The 13,429-nt window shown below is 55.9% G+C and carries 9 protein-coding genes and 1 tRNA gene; 4 read left to right on the top strand and 6 right to left on the bottom strand.

Annotated features, from left to right (window positions below):
• The first annotated feature begins 15 nt into the window (after positions 1 to 15).
• From Q0778_RS03305 to alaS, 3 genes are all read left to right on the top strand, one after another.
• Positions 16 to 2,604 carry a response regulator gene (locus Q0778_RS03305; RefSeq protein WP_298333965.1) on the top strand — a complete coding sequence of 863 codons (2,589 nt, stop codon included), beginning with the start codon at positions 16 to 18 and terminating at the stop codon, positions 2,602 to 2,604.
• A 149-nt stretch (positions 2,605 to 2,753) separates the two neighbouring features.
• Complete coding sequence (gene recA / locus Q0778_RS03300; protein ID WP_298304388.1) at positions 2,754 to 3,809, top strand: recombinase RecA; 1,056 nt, start codon at positions 2,754 to 2,756, stop codon at positions 3,807 to 3,809.
• 304 nt (positions 3,810 to 4,113) lie between these two features.
• Positions 4,114 to 6,774, top strand: a complete 2,661-nt coding sequence (gene alaS / locus Q0778_RS03295) for an alanine--tRNA ligase (RefSeq protein WP_298333963.1) — start codon at positions 4,114 to 4,116, stop codon at positions 6,772 to 6,774.
• 108 nt (positions 6,775 to 6,882) lie between these two features.
• Here alaS and Q0778_RS03290 read toward each other — a convergent pair whose 3' ends face one another.
• From Q0778_RS03290 to cpdR, 6 genes are all read right to left on the bottom strand, one after another.
• Positions 6,883 to 8,646, bottom strand: coding sequence for a cation:proton antiporter (locus Q0778_RS03290; protein ID WP_298304392.1), 1,764 nt, complete (start codon positions 8,644 to 8,646; stop codon positions 6,883 to 6,885).
• 114 nt (positions 8,647 to 8,760) lie between these two features.
• A complete protein-coding gene (locus Q0778_RS03285; protein ID WP_298333961.1) occupies positions 8,761 to 9,396 on the bottom strand; it encodes a hypothetical protein in 636 nt (211 codons plus the stop codon).
• Positions 9,397 to 9,425: 29 nt separating this feature from the next.
• Complete coding sequence (locus tag Q0778_RS03280) at positions 9,426 to 10,646, bottom strand: NADP-dependent isocitrate dehydrogenase (RefSeq protein ID WP_298304397.1); 1,221 nt, start codon at positions 10,644 to 10,646, stop codon at positions 9,426 to 9,428.
• Between the two features lie 138 nt (positions 10,647 to 10,784).
• On the bottom strand, positions 10,785 to 11,345 hold the full coding sequence (locus Q0778_RS03275) for a DUF924 family protein (protein ID WP_298304399.1): 561 nt from the start codon (positions 11,343 to 11,345) through the stop codon (positions 10,785 to 10,787).
• A gap of 71 nt (positions 11,346 to 11,416) precedes the next feature.
• Positions 11,417 to 11,491 (bottom strand) — tRNA-Val (locus Q0778_RS03270).
• 104 nt (positions 11,492 to 11,595) lie between these two features.
• Positions 11,596 to 11,985: a cell cycle two-component system response regulator CpdR gene (cpdR, locus tag Q0778_RS03265; RefSeq protein WP_298305532.1), complete on the bottom strand. Its 390-nt coding sequence runs from the start codon at positions 11,983 to 11,985 to the stop codon at positions 11,596 to 11,598.
• A 244-nt stretch (positions 11,986 to 12,229) separates the two neighbouring features.
• On the opposite strand from cpdR, the gene Q0778_RS03260 reads away from it, so the two are divergent.
• Positions 12,230 to 13,279, top strand: a complete 1,050-nt coding sequence (locus tag Q0778_RS03260; RefSeq protein ID WP_298333959.1) for an N-formylglutamate amidohydrolase — start codon at positions 12,230 to 12,232, stop codon at positions 13,277 to 13,279.
• The last annotated feature ends 150 nt before the right edge of the window (positions 13,280 to 13,429 follow it).

Here is a 13,429-nt window from a genome sequence, read left to right as displayed (position 1 = left end):
CCTTGTGCGTGAAAGATGACTCGCCTGAGTCATGTGATCGTGCGCGCTAAGGCGAATACAATCTTGATCGGGAAAAGCGTGATCGGTAATTCAGCAGAAACTGGCGGTGACATCGAACTGTCTACCAATATACCTGCGGCGAAGCCGGGCTCATTGCTGCTCGTCGGTGTCGCTGCAGCTTTGGTGCTGAGCGCGGTGCTATTGTTTGCGGCCACCTCTGATGGCCTGATCACCGGTGTCTATGCGGGCGGGCTCGTGGTGCTCCTGATGGGCGCACTCGCGGCTGAACGATTCAGTTCCAAACCCGCGACCACCGAAGTCGCCTCGCATGATTGGTCAGTTACTGTGGCGGCAATCGAGACGAGCGACGAAGGCGCCGGTGAAGCGATTGCCATTACTGATCGTGCCAATCGCTTGGTCTGCGCCAACCAAGCCTTCATCCAGGCCTTTGGTACCGAAAGCCCGCCTCCATTGCTCGATGTTGAGCGGCCAGCCTTAGCTGCTCTAAACAAGGTAGCTCGCAGCGCGTGGCGCGATGGCGAAGGCGAGATCGATGAGATGGACGACAGCGATCTGCGCCAATGGGGCGTTCGCGCCACGCGGGCCGGGCGCGGAGATGACCATCTGATTTGGCGCTTTGAGCGCAAGATTGTCGCTTCGCCCAGCGATGCAGCTCAGGTGGATCTGACGGGCGCTTTCGGGGGCGTTCTGAGCCGAGCTGGCATCGAAGCGGTGATTACCGGCCCCGATGGAACCATCCGAAGCGTTGGTGCGGGTTTTGCCGAAAGGGCAGTCGGCGACAGGGCAGCAACATTGGTCGGGCAACCGCTTGTCTCTTTTCTGCGTGCCGATGAGCGTGAACGCATCTTTTTTGCGCGAGAGGGGCGCGGCGGGACACCGCAAACATTGATCGACGTGCCACTGTCGGAGCCCGGCCTTGCTGGCGCTCCACCTTCGCCAGAAGACGGCGCCACTCTTATGCTGTTGGTCGATAGCGGCGTCGGCATTGGCAGCGGTTGGGATGGTTCTGCACAGGCTGGCGTTGCTCAGCTCGAGGCTCTGCTTGCGCAATTGCCGCTTGGGCTTGCGATGACGGACCGCGATGGCCGTTTCCTGTTTGGCAATGAGGCTTTTCTGCGCTCGGTTGGCAAGAGAGAGGGAGAGCTTCCTGCATTTCCAACCGATCTTGTAGTCCGCGAAGACAAGGGGGCGCTTTCTGATGCGGTGCGTCGTCATGGGCGTGGTCCTGCTTCTCGGGGCGATATGGCGGTTCGCCTGAGTTCGCAGCCCGAAGAGCCTGTCTCAATGGGGCTTGCAGGGGTCAGGGGGCTTGGTGAAGCAGCAGTTCTTCTCAGCCTCGCGGACAGTTCTGAAGAAACCCAGCTTAAACGCCAGGTTGCCCAAGCGACCAAGATGCAGGCCGTCGGCCAGTTGGCTGGCGGGGTTGCGCATGACTTCAACAATGTTCTCACCGCGATCATCGGCACATGTGATCTCATGTTGCTACGGCACACGCCGGGTGACAGTGATTACGACGACATCCAGCAAATCCGCGCAAACTCGAACCGCGCTGCGTCTTTGACCCGCCAATTGCTGGCCTTTTCACGCCAACAAACCCTTCGGCCCGAGATTTTGCAATTGCCCGACGTGATCAGCGAAGTGGGCCCCCTGATCAAACGTCTGCTGGGCGAGAAGATCGATTACCTTATCCAGCACGACCGTAATCTTGGCCCAGTGCGCGCTGATCCGCAGCAGCTTGAGCAGGTCATCATGAATCTCGCGGTGAATGCCCGCGACGCGATCAATATGAATGGCGCGCATGGGCGCATGCGCAAAGAATCCGCGCAGGGCCGCATCTCTCTTCTTACTCGTAGCGTCAAATCGCACGAGGTGGTGAAGTTTGGTTCAGAGATTTTACCAGCTGCCGATTACACCGTGCTGATTGTGCAAGATAACGGCGGCGGTATTCCTGCTAAAGTCCTACCCAAGCTGTTTGAGCCTTTCTTCACGACGAAGGAACAGGGCAAGGGTACGGGACTGGGCCTTTCAACTGTCTATGGGATCATAAAGCAATCGGGCGGCTTCATCTTCGCTGACAATGTGATGAATGCCTCAGGCCGCCCAATGGGCGCGCGTTTTACCATCTATCTCCCTGTCCATGCGGGCGAAACACCGCAGCGCCGCAAGGTGGCAGTGCCTGAGGCCTCATCTGACTGGTCCGCCGGTGGCAAAGTGTTGTTGGTCGAAGATGAGGATATGGTGCGCGCGGTGGCAGAACGGGCATTGGCACGCGCTGGATATCAAATCACGGCTTGTAGTGATGGGGAAGACGGCCTTGAGGCGATCAGCAAGGACAGCGATTTCGATATCGTTGTCAGTGACGTTGTGATGCCAGGTATGGACGGACCCGCCATGGTCCGTGCAATCCGGGAGATGCATCCGCACATTCCCGTTCTGTTTATGTCGGGCTATGCCGAGGAGGCTTTGCGCAAGGACATCGACATACCCAACATGCACTTCCTTCCCAAGCCTTTCAGTGTCGCGGCAATCAGCGACAAAGTGGCTATGGTGATGCAAGAGGCGAAGGCCGCGCAGGACGCTTAAAGAGCGAACTTCAAGAAATTTTTGTTCCCCCCTTGTTCCATGAGAACAAATAGGATACATACTCTCCAACAGAGGGTGGCAATCAGGCTTTCCCAGAAGGCCGGTTAAAAGTGCTTAATCGGACCTATGCAAGCGAAGGAGTGCATGCGATGGCTACGCAACTTAAGCTGGTAAACAAGGAAAAAGACGTGGACCGTCAAAAAGCGCTCGACGCTGCTCTTCAACAGATTGATCGTGCCTTTGGTAAGGGCTCGGCGATGAAGCTGGGCTCTAAAGAGGCGATGCAGGTTGAGTCGATTTCAACTGGCTCGCTCGGGCTTGATATTGCGCTTGGTATTGGGGGGCTTCCCAAAGGCCGCGTGATCGAGGTTTATGGCCCGGAAAGCTCTGGTAAGACGACGCTCGCTTTGCATGCCATTGCAGAAGCGCAAAAGGCAGGCGGCACAGCGGCGTTTGTTGATGCTGAGCATGCCCTGGATCCCGTCTACGCCAAAGCTTTGGGCGTGGACATCGACGAGCTGATTGTTTCACAGCCTGACACGGGTGAGCAAGCGCTTGAGATTACCGATACGCTTGTTCGTTCAAACGCGATTGATATTTTGGTTGTTGACTCAGTTGCCGCGCTTGTGCCGCGCGCAGAGATTGAAGGGGAGATGGGCGACAGCCACGTTGGCCTTCAGGCGCGCCTTATGTCGCAATCGCTGCGTAAGCTGACCGGTTCAATCAACCGCTCGAAGTGTATGGTGATCTTCATCAACCAGCTGCGCATGAAGATCGGTGTTATGTACGGCAACCCAGAGACAACGACGGGCGGTAACGCGCTCAAGTTCTACGCCTCGGTCCGTCTTGACATTCGTCGCACCGGCCAGATCAAGGATCGCGACGAAGTGATTGGTAACTCGACCCGCGTCAAAGTGGTGAAGAATAAGGTTGCCCCGCCGTTCAAGCAGGTTGAGTTTGACATTATGTATGGGGAGGGCATCTCTAAAATCGGCGAGATACTCGATCTTGGTGTTAAGGCCGGTATCGTTGAGAAGTCAGGCAGCTGGTATTCGTATGACAGCGTGCGGATCGGCCAAGGCCGTGAGAATGCCAAGGTCTATCTCAAAGAGAACCCAGAAGTTTGCGACAAATTGGAAGCCGCCATTCGCGGTAAAACCGATGAGGTCGCCGAGGAGATGATGGCCGGTCCGGACGCGGACTGACCAATCAACTCCTTAAGCGGGCGTCCCTGAGTGAATGGGGCAAACCAAGCGCGAGAGTTTGGCCTCTTGCCGCCCGGAGAAACGGAACACCGGCACAAAGTCACTTCCGCTCAATCGAGGGAAGTGAACTTTGCGCCGGTTTTTCGTATCGATGCCCTTCGCAACCGCCCTCATAGCAACTTTTGAGTGTGCCATGGTGCAACATGGTTAGCCTGATCGAAAAGCCTGTTATAGCTTTCGCTTGTCGCTGCAAAGAGCATGGCTTAACTGCACGCCGTAACAATCAAATGGCTTGGCAATAGGCATGACTTCGACAAACGATATCCGGCGTTCCTTCCTCGATTTCTTCACCGCTGAAGGACATGTCGCTGTGCCCAGCGCGCCGTTGGTCCCTTACAACGATCCCACACTGATGTTCGTCAACGCCGGCATGGTGCCATTCAAAAACGTCTTTACCGGGCTCGAAACGCCCCCAGGGCCATGCGCCACCTCCTCGCAGAAATGTGTGCGCGCTGGCGGCAAGCACAATGATCTCGATAATGTTGGCTATACTGCACGCCACCACACATTCTTCGAGATGCTCGGCAACTTTTCGTTCGGCGACTACTTCAAGGAACAGGCAATTCATAACGCCTGGAATTTGTTGACCCGCGAATGGGGTATTCCGGCTGAAAAACTGCTTGTGACGGTCTATCACACAGACGATGAAGCTTTCGATCTTTGGCGCAAGATCGCCGGTCTTGCAGAAGATCGCATCATTCGCATCGCTACCAACGACAATTTCTGGTCGATGGGTGAGACTGGGCCATGTGGGCCGTGTTCGGAGATTTTCTACGACCATGGAGCACATATCCCTGGCGGTCCCCCCGGAAGCCCAGACGAAGATGGCGACCGGTTTATTGAAATCTGGAACCTTGTTTTCATGCAGTTCGACCAACAAGCGGACGGCACAAGGATCAATCTCCCAAGCCCCTCCATCGATACCGGTATGGGTCTCGAGCGGATCGCTGCCGTTATGCAGGGTGTCCATGACAATTACGACACCGATACCTTCAAAGCCCTGATTGCTGCTTCGGAAGGTCTGACCGGAGTGGCTGCAACGGGTGACAGCACCGCCTCCCACCGCGTGATCGCAGACCATTTGCGCTCAACTTCCTTCCTGATGGCCGATGGTGTGCTGCCTTCTAATGAAGGGCGCGGCTATGTTCTGCGGCGGATTATGCGCCGCGCGATGCGCCATGCCCATTTGCTCGGTGCTAGCGAGCCTTTGATGCATCGGCTTGTGCCATCCCTCGTCACAGAAATGGGGCAAGCGTACCCTGAGCTCTCCCGTGGGCAGGCTTTGATCGAAGAAGTGCTGCTTCGCGAGGAAACCCAGTTCCGCAAAACGCTGGATAAGGGGCTCAAGCTCCTTGACGAAGCAACAGGTGATATGAGTGAGGGCGGCGAACTCGATGGTGAGACGGCCTTCAAGCTCTACGACACTTATGGCTTCCCCTATGACCTTACTGAGGACGCGCTGCGGGCTCGCGGAATTGCGGTTGACCGTAGTGGATTTGATCAAGCGATGGCGCGTCAGAAAGAAGCTGCGCGTGCGGCGTGGAAAGGCTCAGGCGAGGCGGCTTCAGAGGAAATCTGGTATGATATTGCGGAGCGCGAAGGCGCTAGCGAATTCACTGGCTACACCGCCACATCGGGCGAGGGCAGCGTGGTCGCCATCGTAAAAGACGGAGCAGAAGTGCGAAACGCCTCTGCTGGTGACGATGTGGTGATCCTTACCAATCAAACCCCCTTTTATGGCGAAAGCGGTGGCCAGACGGGCGACACCGGGACAATCGGCACGCCTGCAGGATTTGCTGCTAAGGTCAAAGACACCAGCAAGCCACTTGGTCGCCTTCATGCCCACCATGCTTCGGTGAGCGCCGGAGAGGTAAAGATCGGTGACAATGTGCAGTTGGATGTGGATGTGACCCGTCGCAATCAGGTGCGCGCGAACCACTCCGCAACGCACCTCGTTCATGCTGCGTTGCGAGGTCAGCTTGGCGATCATGTGACGCAAAAAGGCTCACTGGTCGCTGATGATCGTCTGCGGTTCGACTTCTCTCATCCGAAAGCGCTTTCGAGTGAGGACATCGCTGCAATCGAGACTGAAGTGAACGCCGAGATCCTTGCCAATGAGGAAGTTGGCACACGGTTGATGAGCCCCGACGATGCTGTCCAAGCGGGCGCATTGGCACTGTTTGGTGAGAAGTACGGTGACGAAGTCCGCGTTTTGTCTATGGGGCGCAAAGGCGGTTCTGGGCGCAGCTACTCGGTCGAACTGTGCGGCGGTACCCATGTGAAAGCGACCGGCGACATTGGCCTTTTCCGGATCATTTCCGAAAGCGCCGTTTCCTCTGGAGTTAGGCGGATCGAAGCCCTGACGGGTGATGCGGCACGCAATTGGTTGGTGGCACGCGAAGAAGCCTTGAAATCCGCGGCAAACGTCATCCGGTCAACCCCTGAGGATGTGCCGGGCCGGATTACTGCTCTTATGGAAGAGCGCAAGCGGCTTGAGAAAGAGCTCTCTGAGGCCAAGAAAGCTCTTGCGCTTGGCGGTGGCGGCGCAAGCGGCGAAGCGTCCGGCTCAACCGATGAAGATATCGGTGGTGTCGCCTTTAGCGGCCAAGTACTCGAAGGCCTTAACCCTAAAGAGCTTCGCCCCTTGTTGGACGAGACCAAGAAGCGTCTGGGGAGCGGCGTTGCCGCAATTGTTGCGGTGAATGAAGGTAAAGCAAGCATTGCCGCGGCCGTCACTGATGATCTCACGGACCGGTTTAGCGCGGTCGATCTTGTGCGAACGGGCGTTGCAACGCTTGGCGGCAAAGGCGGCGGTGGTCGGCCCGATATGGCGCAGGGCGGCGGGCCGGATGGATCGAAAGCGAGTGCCGCGATTGAGGCAGTCAAGGGAATATTGAGCCAATAACTCTCTTGAATACTCTCTTAAGTGAGGGGATTCGCAATCAAGAAAGAGCTTTGCTTCGCTGTTCCCACATCGTTCCAGGTTACCTCTAGCGAGAGTGCGAGCGAACGCTCACCCATCTAAAGTCGATGGGCGCAGCTTTGGAGGTGACTTTAATCCGCCATCGATCTCGAGCTTTTCTCGGTACTCATCGCGTTTCTCATGGATTGAGGCGATTACTGGGCCCATCGCAACTCCGATGTCTACCAACACGGCCTCAGACAATTGTAGCGAGCTTTCCAGCGTTTCGGGCACGGCGTGGCTGGCTCCTGCTCGGTAAAGCTGTGCCGCGTGATCGGTATCGCGAGCGCGCGAAACTATCAGTAGCTTTGGATATTCGCGGCGCAGTTTGCTGACCAGCCTTTTGGCAAGAACCGGTTCATCCATGGTGAGCACAATTGAAGGAGCGGTCTCTATCCCTAGCCGGGAAAGCGAATCGCCGCGTGCCGCATCGCCAAATGTCGCGCGGTATCCGTTTCGCTTCGCATCAGCGATGAGGTCTGGATCGGAATCGAGGATCACGTAGTGCTGATCATGGGTGCAGAGCATGTCTGCTATCAACCGCCCGACCCGACCTCCGCCAATGATGATGGTGCGCGGCTCATCTTTGTCATCATCGGGTAGTTCAGGCGTAACTTCAATTCGTCGGGCGATGACGCGCCCAAGTCGGGCAAGAAGCGGCGTAATGGTGAGTCCAAGAGCTGTTACGATCTGCCAGAATTGGGCGGTCTCAGTGTCGATCACTAGAGCGCTGGTCGCTGCTGCGAGGACGATAAGAGTGGTTTCGGAAGGGCTCGCCATGAGGACGCCGGTTTCGGCGGCCGTGCTGCGCCTTGCTCCCATCATGCGCAAAAGTGTGCTCGTGATTATTGCTTTGAAGACGAGAACACCGATCACGGCGACGAGGATTTCCCAGACATTGGACCAGATTTCCATCACGTTGACCGACATGCCAATGGTGATCAGGAATACGCCCAGAGCGAGGCCCTTAAAGGGTTCCATGATCGTTTCGACCTCGCCGTGATACTCGGTCTCTGCAATCAGAAGCCCAGCAATCAATGCGCCGACGATCGGCGATAGGCCAGTTGCAGAAGTCGCTAGGCTGGCTCCAATCACCACGAGCATGGTGGCGGCGAGAAAGAGCTCAGGGCTTTTGGTGCGGGCAGCCTGACTGAATAAGCGGGGCAAAGCAAATCGTCCGACCACCAGCAATGCTAGGATGACGAGGCCGCCATAGATCAGCGTATTCGTCATCCCCTCAACGCCGTCGGCGGCGGCATTGGGGGCGAGAGCACCTAGGATAAAGATGATCGGCACAATCATGATGTCTTCGAACAAGAGCATGGAGAGTGCCGCGCGCCCGACGGGGCTTCTTGTGCCTGAAATCGGCAGCACAATGGCGGTGGACGAGAAAGCAAGTGCGAAGCCAAGGGCAAGCGCAGCGGTTGAATCCATGCCCGAATACTGGCCAAAGAAGGCTGCGGAAATGCTTCCGATGATCAGAAGCTCTAGGCTGCCGAGGCCAAAGACAAGCTTTCTCAGCTGCCACAACCGGTTGAAGGACAATTCCAACCCGATCGCAAAGAGCAAGAGAATTATTCCAAAGTCGGCAAAGGGCGTTAATCGTTCCGGCTCGGATATGGTTATATATTGAAGCCAAGGGACTTTATCGACCATCGTGCCAAGGCCAAATGGCCCAACAAGCACCCCGATCAGGATAAACCCGATGATGGGCGTAATCCTGAATCGCGCGAACACGGGAATGACGATGCCGGCTGATCCAAGGATTACCAGGGCATCTTGCATCACTGGAGAGAGGGTGAGTTCGCCTGCCATTCCCGGTCTCTATCCTGCGCCTAGGAACAAGTCACTTGGCAAAAATAGCCTATGCTGGGAATCGTTCGCGTTCGTTCAAATTCCTCGCCTGATCGAAAGAGTGTAGGGGTGAACCTAACCTTCTTCAAACAGCGCATCGACCGATCCACCATTGGCCTTCAGAATCGCTTCCACACGCTTGCGCCCTTCGAAGTAGATTAGTGCTGGGTGGTCTTCATTGTCGTCTTTCAGCCGAGCAACCTGCGCTTCGGTCAGAGTGCTCTCACCCGCAACATAGTCGCAGTAGCCTTCGACTTTCCAAGTGGGAAAACGTGTCGAGGCCAATCGCCCGTAGTTCCGGCGGATCAATTCATGTGCGAACTCATGTGCCAGCAACCCGCCAAGCTCGCGCTCGCCTCCAAGCTCTCGACCATTGCGGATCACGCCGGAGTTAGGATCGGTGCGATTGACAATGACCGCTGGAGAAAGTGGGCGCGTGATTGCGAAAGCGCTGCTGGAGATGTTCGCGACATATTTCCAGCGCCAGCCGCCGTCTGTAATGAAAACCCAGCGCTGCTCATTGGCTTCCGCAAGAGGGGAAGTTCTGAGGCGTTCCTGAGTATGCTCTACCGTCAAGGAGAGCATATCCGGGTCGAGCTCTTCTTCAGACCAAACAGTGCCGATTGGCGTCTCAGTCTTGTGCGGAAATGCAAGCAGCTGTGGGGCAAGAAGGGGCGATGCCAAAAGCAGGAGCACGGCGCCGAGCGCCATGCCCCACTTGCCACCGCCCAATTTCCAGATCAGGCCCAGTTCTTCATCTCTGTTTCGAGGTTCTGCACGATCGCTTCGAAGAACTGCTCAGTGGTGAGCCAGTTTTGCGATGGGCCAATGAGCAGCGCCAAGTCTTTGGTCATCTGACCTTTCTCGACAGTCTCAATACAGACACGCTCAAGCGTTTCGGCAAACTTGACCACATCAGGTGTCTCGTCGAACTTGCCGCGATACATAAGGCCGCGGGTCCAAGCGAAAATCGAAGCGATCGGGTTTGTCGATGTCGCTTTGCCTTGCTCGTGTTGACGGAAGTGGCGGGTAACGGTGCCGTGTGCAGCTTCTGCTTCGATTGTCTTGCCATCAGGGGTCATCAGGACTGACGTCATCAGGCCAAGCGAGCCAAAGCCTTGTGCGACGGTGTCTGACTGAACGTCGCCGTCATAGTTCTTACAAGCCCAAACGAACTTGCCTGACCATTTCAGAGCCGATGCGACCATGTCGTCGATGAGACGGTGTTCATACGTGATGCCGGCTTCCGCGAACTTCTCTTTGAACTCGTTCTCAAACACTTCTTCGAACAGGTCTTTGAAGCGGCCGTCATAGGCTTTCATGATCGTGTTCTTGGTCGAGAGGTACACTGGCCATTTGCGGTCTAGACCGTAGTTCATCGAAGCACGCGCAAAGGCGCGGATAGAGTCGTCGAGATTGTACATCGCCATCGCAATGCCTGAGCTTTCAAACTCGAACACCTCAAGATCGAGATTCGTGCCGTCTTCGCCTTCGTAAACGAGGCGCAGTTTGCCCGGGCCTGGGATCAGCGTGTCTGTCGCGCGATACTGGTCACCAAAGGCGTGGCGGCCAACCACAATCGGATTTGTCCAACCTGGCACCAGACGAGGCACGTTATCGATTACGATCGGTTCACGGAAGACAACACCACCAAGGATGTTGCGGATCGTGCCGTTGGGTGAACGCCACATCTTTTTAAGGTCGAACTCTTCAACGCGCGCCTCGTCAGGCGTGATAGTCGCGCATTTGACGCCAACGCCGTGCTCCTTGATCGCATTGGCAGCATCGACGGTGATCTGATCGTCGGTTTCGTCGCGTTTCTCGATGGAGAGGTCGTAATACTTCAAATCGACATCGAGATAAGGCAGGATCAGCCGTTCGCGGATCCATTGCCAGATGATTTTGGTCATTTCATCGCCGTCGAGTTCGACGACCGGGTTTAGAACCTTAATTTTTTGCATGGCGAGCGCCTGCTCCTTCCGTTCAGAGGAAAGTCATAAAACGTGAGTGTTAGGATGCGTGATCCCATCCATTGTCCCGGGCTTTAGCAGAGGAGTGGCGTTGCGCAAGTCGGTCGGTAAACCCGACGCGATATAGTGCTAAAAACCGCTTCCAGGCTTGCTCAGATAGGCATCTTCTTGTGGTGTGGAGCCCCGTTTCAGAATCGCATTCCTGTGAGGGAACCGACCAAAACGGGCGATTACATCGCGGTGAGCGTGCGCGTATCGGCTGAATTCCTCATTACCCAGTGTGTCAATCAGTTCCACCGCTGTGTTCTGATCATCTAGGTTTTCACTGTGCTCGAATGGTAGGTAAACAAAGACCCGGTACTCTCGGCCGATCTCTTTATCCCAGCCTCTTTCGACCATCGCGTGCGCAATCGCGAGGGCGAGTTCGTCCGTTGCAAAACTGCGTGGGTCGCCCCTGAACAAGTTGCGAGACATCTGGTCGAACAAGATGACCGCGGCAAGCGACTGTCTGGGCGAACCGAGGAATTTGTCAAAACGTTGATGTGCGAGTTGTTGACGCAATGGGCCAAAGCGTTGCTCAATATCGGCATCGAGCGCCTCGTTCTTAGCAAACCAATCTTTCGCCTCCAGTTCATTAAACCAGAAGTTCAAGACCCGCTCGGACCAGTCGCGATATCGAGAAATTGTCATGCAAAATGTCTAGTTCACAGGGCTTCAATACGCAAAAAGGCGCCGCATTTGCGACGCCTTTTGAATGGTGATGGTGGGCGTACCAAGATTTGAACTTGGGACCCCTACGATGTCAACATAGTGCTCTACCCCTGAGCTATACGCCCGCACCATCATCATGCCCGCACGCTTTGCTGTACAGGAAGCGGCGCGTTAGCGAAGCTGACTAGCGAGTGCAAGCGATTCGCAGGGGCGCACACCAAGTTTTTTGCTAGATTTGTGCTTCGCGCTGTTCTTCAAACACCCGTTCAACTTCGAGAACGAGATCACGCAGGTGGAACGGCTTGGACAGAACCTTTGCATGGGGTTGTTCACGACTAGCGCGCAGGCTTACCGCAGCAAACCCGGTGATGAACATGACCTTTGTCCTCGGGCTCAATTCAGCGCAACGCTGTGCAAGCTCAATTCCGTCCATTTCGGGCATAACAATGTCCGACAGCAGCAGATCAAACTGCTCCTTTTCGAGCAAAGGGACAGCCTCTGTCCCACGATCAACGCTGGTCACATCAAAGCCAGCTTTGGTGAGCGCGCGCTCAAGATAGGCACGCATTGCTTCTTCATCTTCGGCGAGAAGGATTCGCGGGGAGGGCGGTGTAGTCATGGGTGTTGTCATACAGGCAATCGCTTAAGAAATCTTTTGCCTTGTGAAGCACTAAAATGCGCTGGAACGGGATTGTAAGAAGATTTACGAAGGAGATCAGAGATTTGAAGGTGACTCTTGCTGCGAACTTTGGTGAAGAACGCCGAATTCGTTCGGGCATGTGTACGTCGTTTGTCGTTCAGTCCTCGCATTGGACGATTCTGCCTTTGACTTGCAACATCAAAGCGGGCAGCAAAGGTACTTCATGCCTGAACACTCGCCTGCCATGCGATATTCCAATGCTGTGCTGCCTTCGCGCGGCCAACCAGGCCGTGTGCAAGGGGACTTGGTCACCACCAAGGGCGGTTCGATTGCCGGGGAGGAGGAAGCCGATGGTACGGGCGCGGCATTTGTTCATGTTGCACCGCGCCATATGCCACTTCCCGTCCTCATTGCTGTACCTCACGCCGGGCGTGCCTATCCTTCTGAAACCCTCGCGCACATGCGGGACCCGCGCCACAGCCAACTGCGTTTGGAAGATAGGTGCATTGATGTCGTTGGAGTGGAGGTCGCTCGGGCCACGGGAACAGGACTATTGGTCGCGCATGCGCCGCGGGCTATTCTTGATCTCAATCGGTCAGCGGACGATATTGACTGGGGCATGATTGCGAAGCCCAAAGGGTTTGACAAGGATGCCTTTTTGGGAGGTTTTTCGGGACCAGTCTCTGCATCTGGGTCTGGCAATGCCCGCGCTCGCAGCGGTCTAGGGCTTGTGCCCCGCAGGTTGCCAGGATTCGGAGAGATTTGGCGTTCAAAGATCTCCTTTGGCGAGGTTGAACGGCGAGTTGAGCAGATTCATCGTCCTTATCACGAGTTTTTGGAGCGTGAGCTTGAGCGGATTCGGGATGCTTGGGGCGCAGCACTCCTTATCGATTTGCATTCGATGCCTCCGCTGCGTCGACGTGCTGGCGAAGAAAAGGCTCCGCGCATTGTGTTGGGCGATCGCTACGGTGTGTCTTGCGACAATGTGCTAGCAAGCAATGCGTTTCGTTACCTTGAGAGTAATGGCTGCGCGACGGCCCATAACCGCCCTTATTCAGGGGGTTACGTGCTCGACCGTCATGCACGACGAAGCAAAGGCATTCATGGTATTCAAATTGAGGTGTGCAGGACGACTTATCTTGACACCGCTTTTTCCGAGACGACGAAGAATGCGACCGTGCTTGCCAATCTGCTGGCGGGTCTTGTCCGCGTCCTCGGGGCCGAAACCGCAGGCCTAGGCTCGGGCGGACAGATACGTCAAGCCGCTGAGTAGAGCAGCGATCTGTTTGCAGATGTATCGAATCGAAGGGCAGGGCTGCCTTCCGAACATAATGACAAAAAGAAGCCACCTCGCACGAAAGGGGGAAGCACGAGGTGGCCAGGTTCAGGGAGGATCGCGCTAAAGCAAAGCGCGCTCCGAAGC

The sequence above is a fragment of the uncultured Erythrobacter sp. genome, assembly GCF_947502395.1.
Lineage (GTDB): Bacteria > Pseudomonadota > Alphaproteobacteria > Sphingomonadales > Sphingomonadaceae > Erythrobacter.
Note: the sequence above shows the minus strand (reverse complement) of the source record. Positions and strands in the feature narration are given on the sequence as shown.

Bases quoted from the DNA above. Each gene is read 5' to 3' on its own strand.
- Q0778_RS03290 (WP_298304392.1), bottom strand. From the start codon at position 8,646: ATGGCAGGCGAACTCACCCTCTCTCCAGTGATGCAAGATGCCCTGGTA.
- recA (WP_298304388.1), top strand. From the start codon at position 2,754: ATGGCTACGCAACTTAAGCTGGTAAACAAGGAAAAAGACGTGGACCGT.
- Q0778_RS03280 (WP_298304397.1), bottom strand. From the start codon at position 10,646: ATGCAAAAAATTAAGGTTCTAAACCCGGTCGTCGAACTCGACGGCGAT.
- Q0778_RS03285 (WP_298333961.1), bottom strand. From the start codon at position 9,396: ATGGCGCTCGGCGCCGTGCTCCTGCTTTTGGCATCGCCCCTTCTTGCC.
- Q0778_RS03305 (WP_298333965.1), top strand. From the start codon at position 16: ATGACTCGCCTGAGTCATGTGATCGTGCGCGCTAAGGCGAATACAATC.
- cpdR (WP_298305532.1), bottom strand. From the start codon at position 11,985: ATGACTACACCGCCCTCCCCGCGAATCCTTCTCGCCGAAGATGAAGAA.
- Q0778_RS03275 (WP_298304399.1), bottom strand. From the start codon at position 11,345: ATGACAATTTCTCGATATCGCGACTGGTCCGAGCGGGTCTTGAACTTC.
- Q0778_RS03260 (WP_298333959.1), top strand. From the start codon at position 12,230: ATGCCTGAACACTCGCCTGCCATGCGATATTCCAATGCTGTGCTGCCT.
- alaS (WP_298333963.1), top strand. From the start codon at position 4,114: ATGACTTCGACAAACGATATCCGGCGTTCCTTCCTCGATTTCTTCACC.